Origin of the sequence: Bradyrhizobium sp. NDS-1 (assembly GCF_032918005.1) — a bacterium.
Classification (GTDB): Bacteria; Pseudomonadota; Alphaproteobacteria; order Rhizobiales; family Xanthobacteraceae; genus Bradyrhizobium; species Bradyrhizobium tunisiense.
The window spans coordinates 4,196,322-4,219,848 of sequence record NZ_CP136628.1 but is presented as its reverse complement, the minus strand read 5'-3'; the positions used below and the strand labels follow the sequence as shown (position 1 = coordinate 4,219,848).

Sequence of the window (23,527 nt, the reverse complement as noted above, 5' to 3'; positions counted from 1 at the left end):
GGCCGCAAACGATCTCTGCCTGTCACCCGCTCATCCTGAAAACAGACCGCGTCTCAATGCATTACTCGCACCGGAAGACGTTCTTGCGGATCGTGCCGTGGACACCCCAATTGGCGTCGACAACCTGAGTCACGCCGAAATCCGCGCCGACCGACATCAGCGAGATCGCCTCGTCCTCGCTGAGGCCATGCACGGTCATCAGAAACCGGCGGAGTTTCCTGAACGCGTCGCGCATCGCACGGTCGAGACTGGAGTGGTTGGCAATCTCGGTTTGCGCATCGGTGCCGAGCGCGGCGAGATAGTTCGGATAGGTGAAGCCGTAGAACGACCAGGCGTGGTCGGTCTCCAGCATGGGATGGTCGAGGCCTTCGAGGCTGGTGCCGGCAAGGTCGGCCTTCTTGTGCAGGATAAACTCGAAATCGCCGGTGAGCGAGGTCTCGATCGCGGTGCCGCCGAGCTCGCTGTCGCCCTGGGCGGCATGGGGATCGCCGACCGAGAAATAGGCGCCAGGGACGGCGACCGGATAGAACATCCGCGCGCCCTTGCCGATGCGCCAATCGTCGATGTTGCCGCCGGTGTAGCTCGGCGGAATCGAGCTGACGAAATCGGCCTCAGACGGCGCGAGGCCCATCGTGCCGAAATGCAGCCGCGCCGGCACCTTCACGCTCGAGAGGATGTTCTCGCACTTCCTGATGGTGGCGTGGTCCACGCGCACCCCGGGATAGTCGATGGTCGGATGCACGATGCCGTCTGGGTCGGTCTGCGGCGTCCAGATGTAATTGTAGACGGCCTTTGCGTGGGGCTCGCCGGAGGTGTCGAGCTCGAAGATGGTGACGACCTCGCGCGGCTTCGGCTCCTCGATCAGGTCGTGATAGTGAAAGCCCCAGTTCGCCGCGACATTGGAGCCGAAGCAGCGGCCGGCGTGGCAGGCGCTGCAGCTCGGCCGTGGCCGGACGTCGAGAATGCGCACTTCCAGGATGTCGCCGGGCTCGGCGCCTTCGATCGCCACGGGTCCGGTGAGCAGGTGCACGCCGATCCCCTCGCCTGCGCCGCGGACGAAGGGACCCTCGACCGGGCCGGAGCCGCGGCGCGCCACGGCCTTGTGCTCACGAGTCCACTGGAACACGCTTTCGGCGCCGGGGTCCCCCTGGATCATGCGCTCGTAATCGTCATTGGCGTGATGGGTCAGGGTCTCGATGGTGGCGCGATCCCCGGAGCGCAGCGTCAGGGCTGGCGCGACGATCTTGGAGAAATAGCCCCAGTGAACGGTTTTCGGCGAAACCGGCAGGGTGACATGCTTCATGAGCTGGCCTCTTCGGGAGTCTTGAACATTGTGGAGGCGCCACTCATCGCACCGCCTCCGAAGTCTTGTCGGCCTCCATCACACTGAGGAATCGCGCCGTCAGCGGATTGCGGGGGTTGGAGAGCACCTCGTGCGCGGGCCCCTCCTCGATGATCGTCCCACCACTCAGGAAAGCGACGCGGTCGGCCACTTCGTCGGCAAAGCGGATCTGGTGTGTCGAGATGATCATGGTGAGGCCGTCGTCGATGGCGAGACGCCGGATCACCTCCAGCACCTCGTTGACCAATTCGGGATCGAGCGCGGAGGTCGGCTCGTCCAGCAGCAGCACACTCGGATTGGGTGCGAGCGCGCGGGCGATGGCAACACGCTGCTGCTGACCGCCGGACAGATGCCGCGGCAGCGCATCGGCGCGATGCGAGAGACCAACGCGATCGAGCAGCTCGGCGGCACGGCGATCGGCGTCGACCCTGGTCATGCCGTGGACCCAACGCAGGGGACCGGCGATGTTCTCCTTGGCCGAGAGATGGGCGAACAGATTGAACTGCTGGAACACCATGCCGACGCCGACACTGGCGCGCTCATTGGCGAGGTCGCGGGGCGATAGCGGCTTGCCGTTCTCGCCAAAGCCGAGGCGTCGTCCGCCGACCCGGACGGTGCCGGACTCCCAGCTTTCGAGATGGTTGATGCAGCGGAGCAGCGTACTCTTGCCGGAGCCGCTGGGACCGAGCAGCGCGACCACCTCGCCGACGCGCACGGTGAGGTCGAGACCGTCCAGCACCTTTTGTGAGCCGTAGCTCTTGCCGAGATCCCTCGTCTCGACCGCGATGTTGTTGCGCGCGATCGTGGCGGCGCGGCGGGCGCGCTCCTCGCGCGTCAGGGCGAGCGCCGGCGTATCCACAAGCTCGGCCTTCGCCGGCTCAGGCGCATCGGCTGTCGCTTCCGCAAGTTCGCGCCTGGTACCGAGATCGACGCGGCGCCAGGGCAGATAATCCGCCAGCTTGCGCTGGCGACCCTTGGCACGGTCGAGATCGAGCAGCCATTCGACGAAGAGCTGGATCACACTGATGGCAAAGGTCAGCACCAGGTACAACAGGCCCGAAGCGAAGAAGATCGAAAAGAAGTCGAAGGTCGAGGACGCCAGCTGCGTCGAACGCAAGGTCAGCTCCTGCACCGCGACCACGGAGGCGAGTGAGGAATTCTTCAGCGCGCTGACGGCCTCGTTGCCGAAGGCCGGAATCATGGTGCGGATCGCCTGCGGCGCGATCACACGCCACATCAGGATCCGCGGCGTCATGCCGAGTGCTTGCCCTGCAGTGACCTGCCCGCGGTCGACGCCGAGCACGCCGGCACGCAGCATCTCGGCGATGAACGGCGCTTCGTTGCAGGCCAGCGCGAGGCCGGCGGCCAGCACCGCCGGCAGCTTGATGCCGATATGCGGCAGCGCGTCGTAGGCGAACACCATCTGAAGGATCAGCGGCGTGCCGCGGAAGATCACGGTGTAGGCCCTGGCGATTGCCGAGAGTAGCCAGAAGCGAGAGAGCTGCATCCCGGCGAGGATCAATCCGAGGATCAATCCGCCGCCGAGCCCGAGGGCGGTCACCTCGAGGGTGAGCTCGATGCCCTCGAGCAGATACGGCATGCTCAAATAGTGGAGGAACAGCGACATCAGTCGGCCGTGAGAATTCCGGGCTCCATGAAGTTGTTCACATCGAGCCCATGCTTCTTCAGAAGCTCCATGTGCGTGCCGGCCTTCTGGACTTCGATCAGCGCGGCGAGCACGGCATCGCGGAATTTCGGCTTGCCCTTGGGCACGGCGATGCCGACCGAATACGGGATCGTCACCGCGACCGCCTTCTCGAGCTTGTCCGGATAGGCTTTTACCGCGCTGTCGACGGTATTGACGTCGTTGATGTAGGTGTCGGCACGGCCGGCAAGGATCGCCTGGATGCAATTGGCGTTGTTGTCGTAGAGCTGGATGGTCGGCTCGGGCTTGCCGGCCTTCTTGCACTCCGGGATCAACGCCTGGATCAAGGGCACCTCGACATAGCCGGTGTTTTCGGCGGCGGCGGCACCGCACAGCGACAAGTTGATGCCGTTGATGCCCTTGGGGTTGCCCTTGGCGACGAGCACGCCGTCGAACACTTTCGAGTAGGTGATGAAGTCGGCCGCCTTGGCGCGCTCCTTGGTGGCATAGATGTCGGAGATGACGATGTCGGCCTGGCCGGCCGCGAGCGTGGTCAGCAGCGCTGCGAACGTCACCGCCTTGTACGTCAGCTTGAAGCCGAGGCATTCGCCGATGGCCTCACCGAGATCGATATCGAAGCCGATGTACTTTGGGATTCTTGGGATCGATGGTCTCATAACCCGGCGTGTGAGGGTTGATGGCGTTGACGAGCGTCTTGCCCTTCCAGTCCGGGTATTTCTCCTGCAGCGCGGTGCAGGCGGCGGGTGCTGCGGCCTGCGCACTCAGCGGTGCGGCAACGACAAGACCGAACGCGATGGCGGCACCGAGCACAAACTTGCGCCGCGGCAATGGTGCGCGCGCCGATCCCCGCCGCGCCCGGGGCCAAACCGATTTGTCCATCTCGCCAGTTCCTCCGAAATGCCATGGCGCCTGCCATGGCCCAATGATCGGGAGGAAGCGTGCGGGAGCGCGCCATGAAAAGCTTGTCCGCGGGCGTACAAAAAATTGGATGGACTGCGCCCGGCATTTGGGCAAACGGCTGCACAAAAACTATTCGCCGCGGCACAGGTCGGCCCCTCCACAGCCTGTCCGCAGCATATCCACAGAGCCGATATCGGGGAATCGCAAGCCGGCCGGGCGACTTGCTGCGCACAAATCCACAAGCTGCTGCGTTCAGCCGCCGGCCTGATCGAACACGCTGCGGCAGGCCTCGCTCAGGCTCGAGCGGTTGCGCCGCAAGCACGATGTGATGGCACGGACGTTGGGGATTTCGCCGGCGCAGAGCCGGTAGACGTCCGACGCGCAGGCCCGGCGCTGTTGGGCCGTCCCCTGCGCGTGCGCGGCCGAGGCGAACAGGGTCAGGAACAGGCCAACCGTCGAGGCGCGCCGCGCCCGGCTCTTCACGCCCGCGAACCGCAAGAACCTCGCCTTCATGACCAGTCTCCTGTCTGCTCCGCTCCGGCCTGCATCGGTCGGTGTGCGAAGGGGTAGGAGAAATAAAGCGCCCAGGATGTGATCTCTTTCACACGGCCGGCACAGCGGAGGAACCTAGGGTCCTCAAGGGACTTTTAGAATTCGCTAACCATTCCGAACCCGATCGCAGGATCGCTAAAATGCGAACGATCGGGTCAATCGGGTAACAAGCCGGCTTTGCGACATTGCGCCGTCCGCGTTCTGCGAGGGTGCGATGAGAAGCGAAGCCGAATTCAACTTGCTGCTGGAAGCCGTCCGGGACGCCATGGTCATTGAAGATTTCGTTGCCGCGCGGGAGGAGGAATTCGTGTCCCGCTCGTGGAGTTTTGACGCAACGCCCAATGCGGCCAATGACAATGACGGCGCCTGGCCCCTCCTGCCGTTTCCCGACGGCTGGTACGCGGCCTGCTGAAGTCGCCTTCTCCGTGCCGAAGCGCCCGCCTCGCGGGCGTCTTGCTTGAGGGCAGCGCCCGGAAACCCGGCGCCGCAACGTCAGGACTTGACGCGATCCTCGCCATCCTGCGTCGCCCGCTCGGATGTGGCCGATGGAAAGATGCTGTCATAGATCGCGCGGGCCTCGCGGATGAGGCGAGCCCGCTCAAGCTCGGTTTTCGGGACAAATCGGACGATATCGCCCACGGGGTGCTCCAGCGCTCGTTGATGAAAGTCGCATCACTTCGCAGATGCGAACTCTATGCCAGCGGGCGTGAATCGGGGGTTTCCAGCACGTCCCGGGCAATCCCGGTGATCGAGCCGCCCTCTCCTCGGCGGACAGCCGCGCACAGCGTCGGCGGAACCCGCGCCGAGATCGAATTTTGCTGAAAAATCAGAGATTTGGAATGGAGGCCACGACCAGAATTGAACTGGTGTACACGGTTTTGCAGACCGTTGCGTAACCACTCCGCCACGTGGCCCCGTAAGGGCGGAGCAATATAGGGGATGCAGGGTTTAGGCAACCGCCTTCGTCCCACTTTCCCGACGCGTTTCAGCGGCTTGATGCCGAATTGAAGCGCTAGGCCTTGGCCGCGCGGAGGTAGCGGCCGAGAATCTCCTCGGTCGTGCCGGCCGCCGTGATCTGCCCCTGCTCCAGCAGGATCGCCCGGTTGCAGGTGCTCTTGATCATTTCGACGTCGTGCGAGGCGAGCACCAGGATGCCGGCGCGGGCGACGATCTCATCTAGCCGCTGCCGCGCCTTCTTGCGGAATTGCTGGTCGCCGACGCCGATCCATTCGTCGAGCAGCACGATCTCGCCCTCGACCGCGGTTGCGACCGCGAAGATCAGGCGCAGCATCATGCCGCTCGAATAGGTGCGCAGCGGCAGATCGAGCCGGTCGCCGAGTTCGGTGAACTCGGCGATCTCGGCGCGCCGCGCATCGATCTCGGCCCGCCGCGCGCCGATCACGAGCCCGCGCCGCATGATGTTCTCGTAGCCGGTGGCTTCCTCGTCGAAGCCGGCCGACAGATCGAACAGCGACAGGCGGCGGCCGAGCACGTCGATGCTCCCCGCCGTCGGATGGTAGATGCCGGCGAGAACCCGCAGCAGCGTGGTCTTGCCGGCGCCATTGGCGCCGATGATGGCGAGGCGGTCGCCAGCGCGGATGTCGAGGTTGACCCCGCTCAGCGCCGTGATGAGGTGCGAGACCGCCGCCTTCCGCCGCAGCGTCACGGCGTTGACGAACCGGCTGCGCAGCGAGCGGTCCCGAAACGACAGCACCGGAAACGTGACCGAGACGTCGCGAAGCACGATGTGGGCCGTGGTGGTCATGCGCGCATCACAGCCAATACGCCACGCGATTGCGGTATTTTGCGTAACAGCCGAGGCCGATGGCGGCCACGGCGATCGCATAGACTGCCCCGAGCAGCCATTGCCCCGCATCGGTCGGCTGCGACAACAGCGGTCGGCGCACGAGATCTAGCAGCGTCGCAAACGGATTGACCCAGGTCAGCCAGTGAAAGTTGGTGCCCCGCGCGCTTTCCTCGGTCCAGATGATCGGCGTGAGAAAGAAGATGAACTGCAGGCCGCTGACGATCGCCGAACCGATGTCGCGAAAACGCGCGCAGAGCATGCCGAGCGCGACCGCCCCGCCGAGCAGCACGAGAAACAGGATCGCAAAGCCGGGCACCGCGAGCAGCATGTTCCAGTGCAGCGGCCAGGGCATCACGACATAGAGCAGCACGACGATCACCAGATGATGCGCGAAGATGAGGACGTTGCGCGCGATCATCTGGAGGACATGAACGATCAGAGGCGCCGGCACCGCCTTGATGAGATGACCTGATACCACGAAGATGTTGGAGCCCTCCTGGAGCGTCGTGGCGATCAGCGTCCAGACGATGAGGCCGATCGCGAAGGACGGCAGGAAGGCAGCGATGTCCTGCTTGAACAGCGCCGCATAGACCGTGCCGACGCTTGCGATCGTCGCAGCGAGAGTCAGCGTGATCCAGAGCGGGCCGATCACGGTCCGCCGGTAGCGCAGCGAAATGTCCATCAGCGCGAGTGTGCCCCAGCGATCGGGCCGCGCTGCCTGTGTCAGGATTTCCTTCGCCGCGAGCTGAATTCGACTGCCCCTTCGGTTGCCGCTCTCCGATGCCGCAGCAGGAAAGCGGATCGCGACCCGTTTCGACGGATGGCCTCAAAATGCCCGCGCTTCGCGGGGCAATCAACCGTACAGATCAAGCGGGGCGAAGTCAGGCTCGTTTGCGCCGCCGGAAGTCGCGCCGACCCTTCGGGGCGGGTTTGGGCGCCAGTTCCGGCATCTCGGCCTGGACCTCGCGGTAGCGTGTCAACAGCCGTTCAAAACTCGCATGCAGCGTGTCGGCGATGTCGGGACGCCGCTCGAGGCCGGCGAGTATCGTCGCCGCGGCCTCGATGGTCGAGAGCCCGTCGCTGCGCGGCTCGCGGCGCAGGCGCCCATAGCGAGAGGGGTGCGCCGGGTTGAGGATCACGCGCTGACACTTCAGCATCCAGGGATTGCGCCACCACAGCGCCTTCGCCTGGCTCCATGTGCCGTCGAGCAGCACCACGCCTTCGAGCTTGCCGAGGATCGCGCGTTGGTTGTCCGCAACCTGGCCCTTGCGGTTGAGCGCGACGATCTCGCCCTCGGCTTCGAGATCGGCGGCGCGTGCCGAGCCGAGATAGAGCACGGCCCAGTGTGAGGCATTCTCGACCGGCCGCCCCAACGCCTTGGACAGGCTCGGCCAGGACAGGCCGACCCGCACCGTGGCATCGGGGAAATGCCTGGCGAGCAGGCGCGCGGTGCCGAGCGCCCTGTCCTGCTCCTGCGGATGCTGGAGGATCAGGAGCGACAGCCGATTTTCAATCGGCGTGACGCTGTCGCAGATGCACAGCGGCATCGGCTTCTGGCAATGCGGGCATTCGGGGATCTGTTCGGCGGCGGCCGTATCTGGCGGGTTCGACATGGGCGCCGCTATACGCTTGATGCGGCGCTTCAACAACCTATTCCGCGGGTGCAGCCATCGGCCGCGGCGCGGACCGCCGCCGCAGGCGGTCGATCAGGAGGTAGATCACGGGCGTGGTGTAGAGCGTCAGGATCTGCGAGACGAACAGGCCGCCGATGATGGTGATACCGAGCGGACGGCGCAGCTCCGTGCCGGGGCCGGTCGCCACCACGAGCGGAATGCCGGCGAACAACGCCGCCATGGTCGTCATCAGGATCGGGCGGAAGCGCGCCTGGCAGGCCTCGAAGATCGCCTCAGCCGAGGACAGGCCGCGCTGGCGTTCGGCGTCGAGCGCGAAATCGACCATCATGATGCCGTTCTTCTTGACGATGCCGATCAAGAGGATGATGCCGACGAAGGCGATCACGGTCAGCGGCGTGTTGGTGAGCTGCAGGGCGAGCAGCGCACCGAGCCCGGCGGAGGGCAACGTTGAGATGATCGTGAGTGGATGGGCAAGACTTTCGTAGAGTACCCCGAGCACGATATACATCGCCACCAGCGCACCGAGGATCAGAAGCGGTTGGCGGCCGCTGGTCTTGGCGAAGTCGCCGGCATTGCCGTCGAAGCTGCCGCGGATGCCCTCCGGCATGTGCAGCTCCTCCACCGCCCGCTGGATGTTCTGCGTCGCCGCCTGGAGCTGCACGTCCGGCAGCAGGTTGAACGACACCGTCGTCGAGGGGAACGACTGCGAGTGATAGACCGCGAGCGCGGCAAGGCCACGCGTCGCGCGCACCACGGCCGACAGCGGCACCTGGGCATCGCCCGCGCCCGCGACATAGATGCGCTCGAGGTTGGAGGGATCGACCTGGAATTTCGGATCGATCTCCAGCACGGTCATGTACTGGTTGCGCTGGGTGTAGATGATCGAGATCTGCCTCTGCGAGAAGGCGTTGTTCAGCGCGTTGTCGATGTCCTGCACCCTGACGCCGAGGGCCGAGGCCTTCTGGCGGTCGATCGCCAAGGTCAGTTGAAGCCCGCCGGGATCGCGGTCGCTGGAGATGTCGGTGATCCCCTCGACGCTCTCCATGCGCTTGGCGACGATCGGCGCCCATTTCTGCAACAGACTGAGGTCGGTGCTGGTCAGCGTGTACTGGTAATCGGAATCGCTCTGGCGCCCGCCGGCGCGGACGTCCTGGGCTGCGAACATGAAGAGACGGATGCCGGGCACGGGGTACAACGCGCGCCTGAGCCGGTCGATCACGACCTGGGTCGAAACGTGCTGGCGCTCCTCAGGCGGCTTCAGACTGATGAACATGGTGCCGCGGTTCGAGGTCGCACCTCCCGGCCCGCCGCCGGTGCCAACCGTCGAGCCGATGCCGGCGACCGCCGGATCCTGCATCACGATGTCGGCGAGACGCTGCTGGAGGCCGAGCATCGACTGGAACGAAATATCTGCCGAGGCGCGCGTCGCACCGATGATGAACCCGGAATCGTCGGTCGGGAAATAGCCCTTGGGGACCTTGATGTAGAGCGTCACGGTGAGGCCGATGGTGGCGAAGAACACCAGCAGCGTCAGCAGCGGGAACTCCAGCACGGTGCGCAAACTACGGGTGTAGAGCGCGACGATGCGCGACAGCGAGCCCTCGATCAGCCGATCGAACAGGGTCGCCGTGCTGGACGTGGTCTGGCGGATGTAATGGGCGCAAATCATCGGCGTCACCGTGAGCGACACCAGCGTCGAAACCAGGATGGCGAAGGTCAGCGTCAGCGAGAATTCGCGCAAGAGGCGGCCGACGATGCCGTCCATGAAGATCAGCGGCGTGAACGCCGCGATCAGCGACAGGCTGATCGAGACCACCGTGAATCCGATCTGCTTGGCGCCCTCCTGCGCGGCCCGGAACGGCCGCATGCCTTGCTCGAGATTGCGGTACATGTTCTCGATCATGACGATGGCGTCGTCGACCACGAAGCCGACCGAGATCGCGAGCGCCATCAGCGAGAGATTGTCGATCGAGAAGCCCGCGAGCCACATGCCGGCGCAGGTGCCGGCCAGCGCCAGCGGCACCGATATGCCGGCCGCGATCGTCGGCGTCAGCCTGCGCAGGAACACGAACACCACGACCATCACCAGGACCGCGGTCGCCAGCAATGTCCATTGCATGTCCATCACGCTGGCGCGGATCGTGCCGGTGCGGTCGACCAGGGTCGAGATCTCGACGCCGGCCGGAATCCATTGCCTGAGCTCGGGGATCAGCGCTTTCACCCTGTCGACGGTGTCGATGACGTTGGCATCACCCTGCTTGGTGATCTGGATCAGCACCGCCGGCTGCTTGTTGAACCAGGCAATCGAGCGCGCGTTGCGGACCGAATCCTCGATGTCGGCGACGTCGGACAGGCGCACGAAATTGCCACCAGAGCTCTTGATGACGATGTCGCGGAACTCTTTCGCCGTGCGCATCTGCTTGTTGAGCGCCAGCGTCTCGCTCTGGCGCTCGCCGTTGAAGATGCCGACGGGACCGAGCGGGTTGGCGTTGACGATCGCGGTCCTGACGTCGTCGGTGGCGATACCGGCGTTCGACAGCGCGACGGGGTTGAGCTGGACCCGCACGGCCGGCTGGTCGGCGCCTGACACCGTGACATCGCCGACACCGGGCACCTGCGAGATGCGCTGCGCCAGCACCGTGTCGGCGACGTCGTAAATTGCGCTGGCGGACAGCGTCTTCGAGGTCAGCGCCAGCACGAAGACGGGCGCGCCGGCGGGATTGGCCTTGCGGAAGCGCGGCAGCGTCGGCAGGTCGCTCGGCAAGTCGATCATCGCGGCGTTGATCGCCGCCTGCACGTCGCGCGCGGCCTTGTCGATGTTGCGCCCGATGTCGAACTGGAGCTGGATGCTGGTCGTGCCGAGCGTCGAGGTCGAAGTGATCTGGTTGACGCCGGCGATCTCGCCCAGCCGCCGCTCCAATGGCGAGGCCACCGTCGCCGCCATCACCGACGGGTCGGCGCCGGGCCGGCTGGCCGAGACGAAGATGGCGGGAAAATCGACGTTCGGGACCGAGGCAACTGGCAGGAACTTGTAGGCGACCACACCCAGAAGGAACAGCCCGATCGACAGCAGCGTGGTTGCGACCGGGCGCCGGATGAAGGGCTCCGAGATCGATACCATCACTGCATCCCCTCGGTCGCGCCCGCAACGGGCGGACCGCCGGATTCTGCCGGCGGCAGCGCCTGCTCGAGCCGGCGGTTGATGCGGTCGAGCGCGAGGTAGATCACGGGCGTGGTGTAGAGCGTCAGGAGCTGGCTCAGCAGCAGGCCGCCGATGATGGAGATGCCGAGCGGAAAGCGCAGCTCGGCGCCGGTGCCACTCTCGATCGCCAGCGGCAGCGCACCGAACAGCGCCGCCAGCGTCGTCATCATGATCGGGCGGAAACGCAGCAGGCATGCCTGCACGATCGCCTCGTGCGGCGACATCCCCCGCCCGCGCTCGGCCTCGAGCGCGAAGTCGATCATCATGATCGCGTTCTTCTTGACGATGCCCATCAGCAGGATGATGCCGATCAGACCTATCACCGAGAGGTCCTGCCCGCACAGGACCAGCGCCAGGATGGCGCCGACGCCGGCCGAGGGCAGCGTCGACAGGATCGTGATCGGGTGGATGTAGCTTTCATAGAGCACGCCGAGCACGATGTAGATCGTGATCACGGCGGCAAGCAGCAGCCAGGGCTGGCCGGCGAGCGCCTTGGCGAATTCGGCAGCATCGCCGGCATAGACGCCGACGATGCTGTTGGGCATGCCGATCCTGGTCTCGATCGTCTTCACGGCCTCGACGGCATCGCCGAGCGCCGCGCCCGGCGCGAGGTTGAAGCTGAGCGACACCGAGGGGAACTGCGCCTGGTGCGAAATCGCGAGCGGCGCAGTGGTGCGCTTCAGCGTCGCCACGGCCGATAGCGGCACCTGGGCGTTGGGCGCGCCGGCGGTGGTGCTCGCAGCGCCCGGCAGATAGAGCTTGGACAGGATCGAGGGATCGCGCTGGTACATCGGCAGCGCTTCCAGCACCACGCGGTACTGGTTGGCCTGGCCGTAGATGGTCGAGATCTGCCGCTGCGCGAAGGCGTCGTTGAGCGTGTCGGTGATGGCCTGGAGGCTGACGCCGAGCTGGCCCGCGCGGGTGCGATCGACGTCGAGTTGCGCCCGCAGACCGCCCTCCTGCGCCTCGGAGGAGACGTCGCGGAACAGGGGATCGCGCCGCATCTCCGCGACGAGCTTGCGCGCCCATTCCGACACCAGCGTCGCATCGGTGCCGGTCAGCGTGTACTGGTATTGCGAGCGGCTCGACTGGGTCGAGATCTGCACGTCCTGCACCGGCTGGAAATAGACGGCCATGCCGGGGATGCCTGATACCCGCTGCTTCAGCCGGGTGATCACCACGCTCACATCGTCGCGCCGTTCCCCGCGCGGTTTCAGCGTCATGACAAGACGCCCGACATTGGTGGTCGGGTTGACCGAGCCCGCGCCAATGACCGAGACCACGCCAGTCACATCAGGGTCGGCCTGGATGGCGTCGGAAACCTCGGCCTGCCGCTTCTGCATCTCCGCGAACGACACGTCGGGCCCCGCCTCCGTCACCGCCGTGATCGAGGCGGTGTCCTGCAGCGGCAGGAAGCCTTTTGGCGCGACGACATAGAGCACCAGAGTCGCTACCAGCGTGGCGAAAGTCACGACCAAGGTGGCGCGCTGGCGTTCCAGCACCCATAGCAGCGTCCGATGATACGCCTCGACGGTGCGGTCGATGAAGCGGCTGATCGCCGCGAGGCCCGGCACCGCCAGCTCCTCATGGGTGTGCTTGAGCAGCCGCGAGCACATCATCGGCGTCAACGTCAGCGAGACCACGGCCGACGTGACGACGGCGATGGTCAAGGTCAGCGCGAATTCGCGGAACATGCGGCCGACGAGACCCGACATGAACAGCAGCGGGATGAACACCGCGATCAGCGAGACCGTCAGCGAGATCACGGTGAAGCCGATTTCGCTGGCGCCCTTGAGCGATGCCTCCATCGGACCATCGCCGTTCTCCATGTGTCGGACGATGTTCTCGATCATGACGATGGCATCGTCGACGACGAAGCCGGTCCCGATCGTGAGCGCCATCAGCGACAGATTGTCGAGGCTGAAGCCGGCAAAATACATGACGCCGAAGCTTGTGATCAACGACAGCGGCAGCGCTACGCCCGCGATCAGGGTGGCGCGTAGCGAGCGCAGGAACAGCAGCACCACCAGCGTCACCAGCACGACGGCAAGGACCAGCGTGAACTGCACGTCGCGCACCGAGGCGCGGATGGTGACGGTACGGTCGGAGACGATCGTGAGGTTCACGCCGGCCGGGATCGCGCGCTGAACTTTTGGGATTTCCGCGCGGATCTGGCTGACGACGTCGATGACGTTGGCGCCGGGCTGGCGCTGGATGTCGATGATGACGGCCGGCGTGCCCTGGTACCAGCCGCCGGTGCGATCGTTCTCCAGGCCGTCGACGATCTGCGCGACATCGGCGATGGTGACCGGGGAGCCGTTGCGGTAGGCGATGATGACGGGCTTGTAGGCGTCGGCCGCGGCGATCTGGTCGTTGGCCGCGATGATGTAGGATTGCTGCGCGCCGTCGAGCGAGCCCTTCGGCCCGGAGACATTGGCACTGGCAATCGCGGCGCGCAGATCTTCCATGGCGATGCCGTAGGCGGCGAGCCGCGCCAGATCAGCCTGGATGCGCACGGCCGGCTTCAGCCCGCCGAGCACCGAGACGCGCCCGACGCCGGATATCTGGCTCAGCCGTTGCGCCAGAAGCGTGTCGGCGATGTCGCTCATCGCCCGCAGCGAAATGGTTTCGGAGCGCAGCGCCAGCGTCATCACCGGCGCGTCCGCCGGATTCACCTTGGCGTAGATCGGAGGATACGGCAGCGTCTTTGGCAAGACGCCGGCCGCCGCGTTGATCGCAGCCTGCACATCCTGGGTGGCGCCGTCGATGTCGCGATTGAGATCGAACTGCAGTGAGATCTGGCTGACGCCGAACGAGCTCGTCGAGTTCATCGCCGAGAGCGACGGGATCTGCCCGAGCTGCCGCTCGAGCGGTGCGGTGATCAGCGAGGCGATCACGTCGGGGCTGGCGCCCGGAAGCTGCGTCGTCACCTGTACGGTCGGGAAATCGACCTGCGGCAGCGCCGAGACCGGCAGCGCGAAATAACCGAGCAGCCCGCCGATCAAGAGCGCGATGCCGAGCAGCGAGGTTGCGATGGGCCGTCGGATGAAGGGTTCGGAAACACCCATGGGATCTGCCTGCCGCGTCAAGCGGCTGTTGTCGGGATCATGGCTGCTTGGCTCCAGATCCCGATGCCCCCGGGCTTGGTGCAGGTCCTGGTGCAGGTCCTGGAGCCGGTCCGGTCTGTCCCTTCTGGTCGCCTTCGCTGTTGCTCCGCTTGGCCCGGAACTCGCCGTCCCTGCCCCGTCCGTCCTTCTGGTCTTCCTTCTGCCCTTCCTTGGCACCGTCCTTCTTCTGAGCGTCAGGCCCCCGCGAGCGCTTGCGCGGCGCGAGATCCGCGGACGGGGTCTGGTCGTCGCGGCCGATGATCACCTTGGAGCCATCGGACAGATTGGCAAAGCCCGTTGTGACGACCTTGTCGCCGGGTGACAGGCCGCTGGCGATCACGGCGTCATGTTCGTTCTGCTGGGTCACCGTGACGGGCTTGGCCGAGGCGACGTTGCCCTCCCCGATGACGTAGCTGAAAGTGCCCATCGGACCGCGCTGCACGGCTGACGTCGGCACCACCAGTGCCTGCATCAGGGTTTCGACCTTGAGGCGGACGTTGACGAACTGGCCCGGCCAAAGCTGGTAGTTGGCGTTGGGAAATTCCGCCTTGAGCTTGAGCGTGCCGGTGGTCTGGTCGACCTGGTTGTCGATGCCGGTGAGCTTGCCGGTGTCGATCACGGTGATGCCGTCATTGCCGAACACGTCGACGGCGAGCGTACCCTTCGCCGCGGCCGCATTGACGCGCATGATCTGTTGCTGCGGCAGGCTGAACCACACCGCGATCGGCTGTAGCTGCGTGATCACGACGAGGCCCGTGATGTCGGAGGCGTGGACGATGTTGCCCTGGTCCACCTGGCGCAGGCCGGCGCGGCCCGAAATCGGCGCCACGATCTTGGTGTAGCTCAGCGTTGCCGCCGCATTGTCGATCGCGGCCTGGTCGGCCTTGACCAGCGCCTCGGTCTGCGCGACCAGGGCACGCTGGGTATCGGCCTGCTGCTTGGAGCCGGCATTGGAGGCGGCGAGCTGCTCATAGCGCGCAAGGTCGATGCGCTGGTTGGCGAGCTGGGCCTGATCCTGGGCCTTCTTGGCCACGGCTTGGTCGTACTGGGCCTGATAGATCGCGGGATCGATCTCGCCGAGCACGTCACCCTTCTTGACGTCCTGTCCCTCGGTGAAGTTGACCGCGATCAGCTTGCCGTCGACCTGCGAGCGCACGGTCACGGTGTTGAGTGCGCGGATCGCGCCGACGCCGTCGAGATAGACCGGAACATCCTGGACCCGCGGGCTCGCCGCCAGCACGGGTACCGGCAGATCGGGCCGCTGGTTGCGGTTGTTGGCCTGCTGCTGGTGCGTGGCGATCCAGCCGAGATAGCCGAGGCCACCAAGGATGGCGAGCGTGACCAAGGTCATGACGAAGCCGCGGCCGCGCGATTTTTTCGCCGTCCCCTCTTCCGCGCCCTGCTTCGTATCCGGCTTAAAGAGCATTGACCGGTTTCTCCATTCGCGGCTCCCAGCCGCCGCCGAGCGCCTGGTACAGGCTGACGACGGCGAGAAGCCGTGCGAGTTGGGCCTGCCACAGCGCGTCTTCCGCCTGGAACAGGGTCAGTTGGGTGTTGAGCACGGTCACGATGTCGGCGGTGCCGGCGCGCAGTTGCTGCTCTGAGAGATCGAAGGCGCGTCGCGAGGCGACAACGACGTCGCGCTGCAATTGCAGCCTGATCGTGGTCTGCTTGATCGAGAACAGTGCGTTGTCGACGTCGGCAAAAGCCTGGACGATGGTCTTGCGGTAAGTCTGGAGCAACTCGTCCTGCCGCGCCTTAGCAAGCTCGAAATTGCCGAGGATCCTGCCACCGTCGAAGATCGGCTGCGTGGCGCTGCCGACGAGTTGGAAGAAGGCGGCGTGCGGCTGGAACAGCGAGACCAGCGCCGCGCTCTGGTAGCCGCCATTGCCGGTGAGCTGGATGGTCGGAAAGAACTGCGCGCGGGCGTTACCGATGTTGGCGGTCGCGGACGCAAGCTGCGCCTCCTGCCGGCGGATGTCCGGCCGCTGCGTCAGCAGCTCCGACGGCAGGCCGGGCGTCACGCGCGGGATCGCGACCCGGTCGAGCGAGCCGCCGTGCACGCGCACGCTCTCCGGCGGGCGCGAGACCAGCACCGCGAGCGCGTTGACGTTCTGGTCCAGCGTCTGGCGCAGCGGCGGCACCAGGGCCTTCTGGTTGGCAAGCACGCTTTCCTGCTGGGCGACGTCGAGATCCGTGCCGGTGCCGGCCTTGCGCCGCTCCCTGACGGCGTCGAGGATGCGCTGGGCGCTGGCGATGTTGCGCTGTGACGTCCTGATGCGATCCTGAGAGGCCAGAACCTGGAAATAGGCGTTGGCAACGGCGGCCAGCGTCGTCAGTGCGACGGTGTCGCGATCGAAGCGGTTGGCGTTGGCCGTTTCCTCGGCCGTTTGCAGCGCGGCGCGGTTCTGGCCCCAGAAGTCGAGCTGATAGCTCGCGCTCAACGAAGCCGAATAGTTGACGACCTCGCGTCCGCCGATGGACAGACCCGAGGAGCTTGCGCCCGAGGTGCGCGAATAGGTTTCCGATCCGCCCGTCGATACGCTGGGCAGCAGCGCGGCGCCCGCCTGCCGCGCCTGGGCGTCAGCCTGGACGATGCGCGAGACGGCGGCGGCGATGTCGAGATTGACGGTCTGCGCCTCTTCCATCAGCTGCGTCAGCTCCGCAGAGCGGAAGCCACGCCACCAATCCAAGGACGGCGGCGCATCGCCCTTGCCCGCGTATTTGTAGTGCGAGGGAACGTCGAGGGCGGGATCGGGAAGGTCCTGGGTCAGCACGCACGCGCCCGAGCCGGCGGCGAGGCACACTACCGCGAGCCAGCGCGCCGCGCGCAGCGTCCTGGATGCAGAACCTACGGACCGCCGCATGGCGATCGCCGGAACATCCTGTGTCACATCCACCCCCCGCCGGGCAGATCAAGCCGCCGCGCAACCGGATTAACCGATTCGCGGCGGGACAATCGGGGGGCTTTGGACAACTCATTCACAACGTGATGCTTTCTACGGAACCTCGATATCGATACTAGCTGGGCGCGGAACAGCGCGACAGTCCCGCAGTTGCGAGATGGCCGCGCCAACGAACCTCGAGCGGATCGATCAAAATGCCGAATGTCCCTGTCTCGCAGAGACTTCTTTCATTCCCAAAACATCGGGAGGCGTGAACAAGCTTACCAAGATTTCATGTGATAATGCTGCCACACCGGCATCGGGGCTTTCCGATCTGGCGGCGGCGCTCCGTGAGGCCTCGGCTCGGTCGCGCCCCCAACATCCACGTCCCCAGATATCGTCCAGACTAGCTCCTGGAAAAATGCGCTCGTGAAGTGGCTGGTGACGACCCTTATCTTCCGTGTCGTGACGGCGTTCAGTCATTTCCTCCTAGTGATGTTCCGCCGCGCAGCCAAGCGCATCAATCGCCGGCCACGCTACACGATAATATCCCTGTTTGGACAGGTGCTTCAGCCGGTTTCGCCGCAGCGCAAAAGCCTTCCCCTTTGCCCTCCCAAGCACTAGGTTCTGGCCAACCAGATCAACCCCTTGATAGCGATTTTCCTGACATGACCATTCGAAACGACGTTGTCGAAGCCATCGGCAACACCCCGCTGATCAAGCTGAAGCGCGCCTCGGAACTGACCGGCTGCAGCATTCTCGGCAAGGCCGAGTTCATGAATCCCGGCCAATCGGTCAAAGACCGCGCCGGCAAATGGATGATCCTGGAGGCCGAGAAACGCGGCGAGCTCAAGCCCGGTGGTCTCGTGGTGGAGGCAACCGCCGGCAATACCGGCATCGGGCTCGCGGTCGTGGCGAGTGCTCGCGGCTACCGCACGCTGATCGTGATCCCGGAGACGCAAAGCCAGGAAAAGAAGGATTTCTTGAAGCTGTGCGGCGCCGAGCTGATCGAAGTGCCCGCCCTGCCCTACGCCAACCCCAACAACTACCAGCATGTCGGCCGCCGACTTGCGGACGAGCTGCGCAAGACCGAGCCCAATGGCGTGCTGTTCGCGGACCAGTGGAACAACCTCGACAACGCCAAGGCGCACTATGAGTCCACGGGGCCCGAGATCTGGGAGCAGACCGGCGGCAAGGTCGACGGCTTCGTCTGCTCGGTCGGCAGCGGCGGCACGCTCGCCGGCACCAGCCGCTATCTGAAAGAGAAGAACAAGAACATCCGCATCGCCTGCGCCGATCCGCACGGCGCCGGTATGTACGAATATTTCAGGACCGGTGATGCCAAGGCAACGCCGGGCGGCTCGATCACGGAAGGCATCGGCCTCAACCGCGCGACCGCGATCGTCGAGACGGCCAAGGTCGACGACTCTTATCTCATTCCCGATGCCGAAGCCGTCAGCGCCATCTACGAGCTGCTCCAGCACGAGGGCCTGTGCCTCGGCGGCTCGACCGGCATCAACATCGTGGGCGCGATGCGTCTCGCCAAGCAGCTCGGGCCCGGCAAGACGGTCGTCACCGTGCTGTGCGATTCCGGCAGCCGCTATCAGTCGAAGCTGTTCAACGCGGATTTCATGCGCGCCAAGAACCTGCCGGTGCCGGAGTGGCTGGAGAAGCGCAGCAACATCAAGCCACCGTTCGTGTGATCGTCACACGCCCCCTGGCGTCAAGGACGCGCGTCCACAAGGACCGCGTGGTCCGGCCTGTCTACGCACCCTCGCCGCGTTCCGAGGCTGCGGCACAACGGTCGCGCCAGAACCGTCGATAACCTTCCTCGACCTTGCGCGTGTAAGTCTCGACGTTGCCGGCCGGCGAAGCTGCGATCCGAGCCGGCAGATCTGCGCGCAACTTTGCCAGATGCGCGGGCTGCGCCGCGTATTTGCATGCGATGGCGACATACCCCTCGTCATCGTCGGCGACCCAGTCACCGAGACCGATTGCAGCCACGATGGAGCCGCCGGCGCGCGACGAGGCGCCGTGGCCGAGCTTGGCGACGACCGGAACGCCCGCATAGAGGGATTCCCAGGTACTGACGCCGCCGTTTTGCGGGAAGGTGTCGAGGGAGATGTCGACGTTAGCAAAGGCCCGCAGATGCTCGGCGCGCTGGGACGAGCCGAGGCACGTGACGTTCTGCTCGGCGATCCCCTGCGCCACGAAACGTGCCAGAAGACCGTCCCGCACCAGCGGATCGTCAAGCAGCGTATGCTTGATGACGATCTTCGATCCGCTGACCTCGCGCATCACCTTCGCCCACACCAGGATGGCATCATCCGAGATCTTGGAGATGCGATTGAAGACGCCGAAGGTCACATGGCCGTTGCGGAGCATCGGAAGCTCCGAAGCGGGCACATCAAGGATGGGATCAGTCGTGATCAGGCACGGCAGATCATGAACCTTTTCGGCCAGCAGGTGGCGGGCGGATTCCGGAATGAAGATCGGGTCCGCGAGCACGTAGTCCATGGTCTGCAGGCCGGTCCCCGTGGCGTGCCCAAAACCCGTGACCTGGATCGGAGCCGGCTTGCGGGCGAACACAGGAAGCCTGTTGCCGGTGGTATGCCCTGATACGTCGATCAGGATATCGACCTTGTCGGCTTCAATGCGATCGGCCAGCTCCTCGTCCGAGAGTTGCGAGGCGTCGACCCAGACGTCCGCCAACGATTTGAATTTGACGGTCATCTCGTCTCGCGTCGGCGAGCACGAATAGCATACGATCTCGAATTGGGCGCGATCGTGATGACGCAGCACCGGTAACAGACCGAACGCCGCCGAGTGATACCAGAACTCGGCGGACACATAACCGACCACGATCCGCCTGTCGGGATCGAACTGCCGGGGTGCGAGCTTCCTTTGCGGCAATCTGGCGCCGATCGCATCCCACCAGGATTTGCGCGCCGCCTGCTGGACCGCGAAATCCGCGTCGGAGAGAAAGTCCAGAAAGTAGATCTTCCGCGCGATCAGGTCCGGCTCGCCCGGCGCGATCGCCAGGGCGGCGTCGAGATGCTCGATCGCGGCTGCGATCTCTCCCTGGTTCGCAAAACAGGCACTCAGCAGCGCGAGCGCGATCGCCGAGCGCGGATTTTCCTCGAGCAGTGCCGTGCAGGCCAGGATCGCCTGCGCGGTATTCCCCATGCTCAGCGAGACTTCCGCCTTCCCCCGCAAGGCCACTTCGAGCCTGGGCGAAAGCGCAAGTGCCGCATCAAAATTCGCGGCCGCCTGCTCCGGCCGCGACAGCGCAAAATTGAGCCGGCCGCGGTGCGCGTGGGCCTTGGCCGAACCGGGCCTGATCGCGAGCGCCGCTGCGAGCGCGGCTTCCGCCTCGTCGTAGTGCTTCAGCTCGATGTTCACCACGCCTTTGCCGACGAGCGCCTCTGCGTGACGCGGCTGAAACAACAGGGCGCGCTCGAAGCTCTGCCTGGCCCGGTCGAACTGGCCCAGCGCCAGCTCGGCGAGGCCACGATTGCAGAGCGCATCGGCATAATCGGGCTTCAGCTTGATCGCGCGATCGTAGAGTTCGATGGCCTGCCCCGGCAGGTTCATCTGGAGCAAGGTATTGCCGAGGCCGGCGAGAGCCGGCGCAAAGTTCGGCTTCAGCGCGATCGCCTTCTCCTGACACGCGCGGGCGGCCTCGAATTTCTGAAGCACGAAGTGCACGGCGGCGAGATTGTTATGGGCCTCGTGCGAACGCGGATCGATCGCGACCGCGCGCTCGAGCAGCTGTTGCGCCTCATCGAGGCGCCCGAGCTGTTGCACGCTAAGGCCGAGGAAATGCGTGGCGTCAAAATGATCCGGAACGGCTTGCACGATCTGGCGGCAGAGCGCCTCGCTCTCCGCATATCTGCCCTGGCCATAGGCGCTCGCCGCGGCGGAGATGATGGCGTCGGCCTGCTTCTTCAACTTCTTCTGCAATCGCGCATTCTTGAATGCGCGCGCGCCGGCGCTGCTCTGCAAGGTGTCTCTCCGGAAGATGGTCTGGGGGCGAGTCTAGCTGATTCGTGCGTCAAGCCGGCCGCTCGGCGGGGCCGGAGTTCCCTCCGGGATATTCCGGGGCTCACCGCAATATCCGGCCGAGGAATCGCTTGGTGCGCTTGCCCCGCCTACGCGACCTCGCCGCATTCCGCGGCGGCAGCGCAATAGTCGCGCCAGAACTGGCGGTAACCTGCTTCGAGCTCGCGCGTGTAGATCTCGACATTGCCGGCGGGCGAGGCTGCGATCTGCGCCGGCAAACCCGCGCGCAACTTCGCCAGATGCTCTGGCTGTGAGGCAAACTTGCGGGCGATCTCGACATAGCCGTCGTCGTCCTCGGCGACCCAGTCACCCAGGCCGACGGCAGCCACGATCGAGGCGCCGGCACGCGAGGAAGCGCCGATACCGAGCTTGGCGACGACGGGAACGCCCTTGTAGAGGGATTCCCAGGTACTGATGCCGCCATTCTGCGGGAACGTGTCGAGGGAAATGTCGATCTTGTCAAAGGCCTTCAGGTGATCGTCGCGCGAGGTGGTGCCGAGGCACGTGATGTCCTCCTCCGCAATGCCCTGCGCGATGAACCGTGCGACCAGGCTATCGCGCAGCAGGGCGTCATCGAGCAAACCGTGCTTGAGGACGATCTTCGATCCCGGCACCTCCCGCATGATGCGCGACCACACACGGATCGCATCGTCCGAGATCTTGTAGATTCGGTTGAACACGCCGAAGGTGACGTAGCCGTTGCGGAGCATCGGCAGCTCGGAGGGTTGCAGATTGGTGACGGGCTCCATCGTGATCAGACACGGTAGATCGTAGATCTTCTCGGCAAACAAATGCCGGACCGATGGCGGAATGAAAATGGGATCGGCGAGCACGTAGTCCATGGTCTGCATGCCCGTGCCGGTCGCGTGTCCGAAGCCGGTGGCCTGGATCGGGGCCGGCTTCCGCGCGAAACACTGCAGCCTGTTGCCGGTCGTGTGGCCCGAAACGTCGATGAGGATGTCGACATTGTCTGCCTGAATGCGGTCGGCGAGTTCGTCGTCCGAAAGCCCCCAGGCGTCAACCCAGACGTCCGCCAGCTCCTTGAACTTGGCCGTGTACTCATCCGCTCCGGGCCAGGAATAGTAGCAGATGATCTCAAACTTGGCGTGATCATGATTGCGTAGCACCGGAAGCAGCGTGAGTCCCGCCGAGTGCTGCCGGAATTCGGCAGCGACATAGCCGACCACGATCCGCTTTTCCGGATCGAGCGGTCGCTTCGGCAGCGTCCGTTGCGGCAGCTTGGAGCCGATCGCATCCCACCAGGATTTTCGCACCGCCTGCTGGACCGTGAAATCGGCCTCGGGCCGGTAGTCCTGCAAGAAGATTTTCCCCCTGATTGCATCCCCGTAGTCCGGCCGGACCGCCAACGCGCGATCGAGATATTCGATCGCAGTGTCCATCTCTCCCTGGGTCGAGAAGGCGAAGCCCATCAGCGCCAATCCGATTTCGGAGCGCGGATTTTGCTCGATCAAGGCCGTTGCGGCCGCGATCGCCGGCGCGGTCTTTCCCATGACGAGGCAGACCTGCGCCTTCCCTCGTAGGGCGAGTTCGAGCTTGGGCGAAACCGCGAGCGCCGCCTCGAAATCCGCAAGCGCCGGCTCCAGGCGCTGCAGCTCGTAGCTGAGCCGTCCCCGCTGGGCCAAAATCCTCGGCGCGCCGGGCTTGATCGCCAGCGCCATGGCAAACTTGGCTGCGGCTTCTTCGTGGTGCCGGAGCTCCATGCTGACCATGCCGCTGCCGACGACGGCCTCCGCGTGACGCGGCTGGAACAGCAGGGCGCGATCGAAACTTTCCTTGGCGCGCTCGACCTGTCCAAGCAATATCTCGACCATGCCGCGATTGCAGAACGCATCGGCGTAGTCCGGCTTCAATTTGATGGCGCGCTCGTGCAGCTCGATCGCCTGCCCGTATAGCCCGAGATGCATCAGCGTGTTGCCGAGATTGGTCAGCGCGACCACGAAATTCGGCTTCAGCGCGATCGCCCTCTCCTGGCACCGCCGCGCCTCCTGGTAATTGCCGAGGTCGAAATGCACGGTCGCGAGGTTGTTATGGGCATCGTGCGAGCGCGGATCGAGTGCGATCACGCGCTCGAGCAGCTGCTGCGCCTCTTCGAGGCGGCGGCCGTCGTGGGCACACATGCCGAGCAGGTGCGTGGCATCGACATGATCCGGAAGGGCCTTCAGGATCTCGCGGCACAGCGCCTCGGTCTCGGCATACCGGCCCTGACCATAGGCGTTCGCCGCAGCGGCGATGACGGCGTCGGCCTGCTTCATCAATTTCTTCTGCAATCGCGCGTTCTGGAATGCGCGCGCGCCGCCGCCGCTGTTCTGCAAGCTGTCTCTCCGGAGGATGCCCTGGGCAGAGTCTAGC

15 protein-coding genes, 1 tRNA gene and 1 pseudogene are annotated in these 23,527 nt (G+C 65.1%); 2 read left to right on the top strand and 15 right to left on the bottom strand.

What is annotated here, in order from left to right:
- Positions 1 to 61: 61 nt before the first annotated feature.
- From RX330_RS19920 to RX330_RS19905, 4 genes and pseudogenes are all read right to left on the bottom strand, one after another.
- On the bottom strand, positions 62 to 1,303 hold the full coding sequence (locus RX330_RS19920; RefSeq protein WP_317239508.1) for an acetamidase/formamidase family protein: 1,242 nt from the start codon (positions 1,301 to 1,303) through the stop codon (positions 62 to 64).
- A 43-nt stretch (positions 1,304 to 1,346) separates the two neighbouring features.
- Positions 1,347 to 2,969, bottom strand: coding sequence for an amino acid ABC transporter permease/ATP-binding protein (locus RX330_RS19915; RefSeq protein WP_317239507.1), 1,623 nt, complete (start codon positions 2,967 to 2,969; stop codon positions 1,347 to 1,349).
- Positions 2,969 to 3,887 (bottom strand): annotated as a pseudogene (locus tag RX330_RS19910) (ABC transporter substrate-binding protein). The gene RX330_RS19915 and the pseudogene RX330_RS19910 overlap by 1 nt, the downstream one beginning before the upstream one ends.
- Positions 3,888 to 4,160: 273 nt before the next feature.
- The gene (locus tag RX330_RS19905; RefSeq protein ID WP_317239506.1) at positions 4,161 to 4,421 is read right to left on the bottom strand and encodes a hypothetical protein; all 261 of its coding nucleotides are present in this window, start codon (positions 4,419 to 4,421) and stop codon (positions 4,161 to 4,163) included.
- A gap of 253 nt (positions 4,422 to 4,674) precedes the next feature.
- Here RX330_RS19905 and RX330_RS19900 point away from each other — a divergent pair, with 253 nt between their 5' ends.
- On the top strand, positions 4,675 to 4,872 hold the full coding sequence (locus tag RX330_RS19900) for a hypothetical protein (RefSeq protein ID WP_317239505.1): 198 nt from the start codon (positions 4,675 to 4,677) through the stop codon (positions 4,870 to 4,872).
- Positions 4,873 to 4,952: 80 nt separating this feature from the next.
- Here the strand turns inward: RX330_RS19900 and RX330_RS19895 are convergent, their stop codons facing one another.
- From RX330_RS19895 to RX330_RS19855, 9 genes are all read right to left on the bottom strand, one after another.
- Positions 4,953 to 5,099: a hypothetical protein gene (locus RX330_RS19895; RefSeq protein ID WP_317239504.1), complete on the bottom strand. Its 147-nt coding sequence runs from the start codon at positions 5,097 to 5,099 to the stop codon at positions 4,953 to 4,955.
- Between the two features lie 201 nt (positions 5,100 to 5,300).
- A tRNA-Cys gene (locus RX330_RS19890) sits at positions 5,301 to 5,374 on the bottom strand.
- Between the two features lie 98 nt (positions 5,375 to 5,472).
- Positions 5,473 to 6,225, bottom strand: coding sequence for an ABC transporter ATP-binding protein (locus RX330_RS19885; protein WP_317239503.1), 753 nt, complete (start codon positions 6,223 to 6,225; stop codon positions 5,473 to 5,475).
- A gap of 7 nt (positions 6,226 to 6,232) precedes the next feature.
- Positions 6,233 to 6,949, bottom strand: coding sequence for an ABC transporter permease (locus RX330_RS19880; protein ID WP_249153265.1), 717 nt, complete (start codon positions 6,947 to 6,949; stop codon positions 6,233 to 6,235).
- A gap of 199 nt (positions 6,950 to 7,148) precedes the next feature.
- Positions 7,149 to 7,880, bottom strand: coding sequence for a tRNA-uridine aminocarboxypropyltransferase (locus RX330_RS19875; RefSeq protein WP_317239502.1), 732 nt, complete (start codon positions 7,878 to 7,880; stop codon positions 7,149 to 7,151).
- Positions 7,881 to 7,917: 37 nt separating this feature from the next.
- Positions 7,918 to 11,022, bottom strand: a complete 3,105-nt coding sequence (locus RX330_RS19870) for an efflux RND transporter permease subunit (protein WP_317239501.1) — start codon at positions 11,020 to 11,022, stop codon at positions 7,918 to 7,920.
- Positions 11,022 to 14,171, bottom strand: a complete 3,150-nt coding sequence (locus RX330_RS19865; protein ID WP_317239500.1) for an efflux RND transporter permease subunit — start codon at positions 14,169 to 14,171, stop codon at positions 11,022 to 11,024. The genes RX330_RS19870 and RX330_RS19865 overlap by 1 nt, the downstream gene beginning before the upstream one ends.
- Positions 14,172 to 14,208: 37 nt before the next feature.
- The gene (locus RX330_RS19860) at positions 14,209 to 15,636 is read right to left on the bottom strand and encodes an efflux RND transporter periplasmic adaptor subunit (protein ID WP_317239499.1); all 1,428 of its coding nucleotides are present in this window, start codon (positions 15,634 to 15,636) and stop codon (positions 14,209 to 14,211) included.
- Positions 15,626 to 17,077, bottom strand: coding sequence for an efflux transporter outer membrane subunit (locus tag RX330_RS19855; RefSeq protein ID WP_317239498.1), 1,452 nt, complete (start codon positions 17,075 to 17,077; stop codon positions 15,626 to 15,628). The genes RX330_RS19860 and RX330_RS19855 overlap by 11 nt, the downstream gene beginning before the upstream one ends.
- A gap of 686 nt (positions 17,078 to 17,763) precedes the next feature.
- On the opposite strand from RX330_RS19855, the gene RX330_RS19850 reads away from it, so the two are divergent.
- Positions 17,764 to 18,798: a cysteine synthase A gene (locus RX330_RS19850; protein WP_317239497.1), complete on the top strand. Its 1,035-nt coding sequence runs from the start codon at positions 17,764 to 17,766 to the stop codon at positions 18,796 to 18,798.
- A 61-nt stretch (positions 18,799 to 18,859) separates the two neighbouring features.
- Here the strand turns inward: RX330_RS19850 and RX330_RS19845 are convergent, their stop codons facing one another.
- Positions 18,860 to 21,100 (bottom strand): tetratricopeptide repeat protein, encoded by a 2,241-nt coding sequence (locus tag RX330_RS19845; protein ID WP_317239496.1) that lies wholly within the window; start codon positions 21,098 to 21,100, stop codon positions 18,860 to 18,862.
- A gap of 146 nt (positions 21,101 to 21,246) precedes the next feature.
- Positions 21,247 to 23,490: a tetratricopeptide repeat protein gene (locus tag RX330_RS19840; RefSeq protein ID WP_317239495.1), complete on the bottom strand. Its 2,244-nt coding sequence runs from the start codon at positions 23,488 to 23,490 to the stop codon at positions 21,247 to 21,249.
- Between the last annotated feature and the right edge of the window lie 37 nt (positions 23,491 to 23,527).

What these genes read in the sequence shown, in the direction of transcription:
- RX330_RS19920 (WP_317239508.1), bottom strand. Translation starts at nt 1,303, where the DNA reads ATGAAGCATGTCACCCTGCCGGTTTCGCCGAAAACCGTTCACTGGGGC.
- RX330_RS19915 (WP_317239507.1), bottom strand. Translation starts at nt 2,969, where the DNA reads ATGTCGCTGTTCCTCCACTATTTGAGCATGCCGTATCTGCTCGAGGGC.
- RX330_RS19905 (WP_317239506.1), bottom strand. Translation starts at nt 4,421, where the DNA reads ATGAAGGCGAGGTTCTTGCGGTTCGCGGGCGTGAAGAGCCGGGCGCGG.
- RX330_RS19900 (WP_317239505.1), top strand. Translation starts at nt 4,675, where the DNA reads ATGAGAAGCGAAGCCGAATTCAACTTGCTGCTGGAAGCCGTCCGGGAC.
- RX330_RS19885 (WP_317239503.1), bottom strand. Translation starts at nt 6,225, where the DNA reads ATGACCACCACGGCCCACATCGTGCTTCGCGACGTCTCGGTCACGTTT.
- RX330_RS19880 (WP_249153265.1), bottom strand. Translation starts at nt 6,949, where the DNA reads ATGGACATTTCGCTGCGCTACCGGCGGACCGTGATCGGCCCGCTCTGG.
- RX330_RS19875 (WP_317239502.1), bottom strand. Translation starts at nt 7,880, where the DNA reads ATGTCGAACCCGCCAGATACGGCCGCCGCCGAACAGATCCCCGAATGC.
- RX330_RS19870 (WP_317239501.1), bottom strand. Translation starts at nt 11,022, where the DNA reads ATGGTATCGATCTCGGAGCCCTTCATCCGGCGCCCGGTCGCAACCACG.
- RX330_RS19865 (WP_317239500.1), bottom strand. Translation starts at nt 14,171, where the DNA reads ATGGGTGTTTCCGAACCCTTCATCCGACGGCCCATCGCAACCTCGCTG.
- RX330_RS19860 (WP_317239499.1), bottom strand. Translation starts at nt 15,636, where the DNA reads ATGCTCTTTAAGCCGGATACGAAGCAGGGCGCGGAAGAGGGGACGGCG.
- RX330_RS19855 (WP_317239498.1), bottom strand. Translation starts at nt 17,077, where the DNA reads ATGCGGCGGTCCGTAGGTTCTGCATCCAGGACGCTGCGCGCGGCGCGC.
- RX330_RS19850 (WP_317239497.1), top strand. Translation starts at nt 17,764, where the DNA reads ATGACCATTCGAAACGACGTTGTCGAAGCCATCGGCAACACCCCGCTG.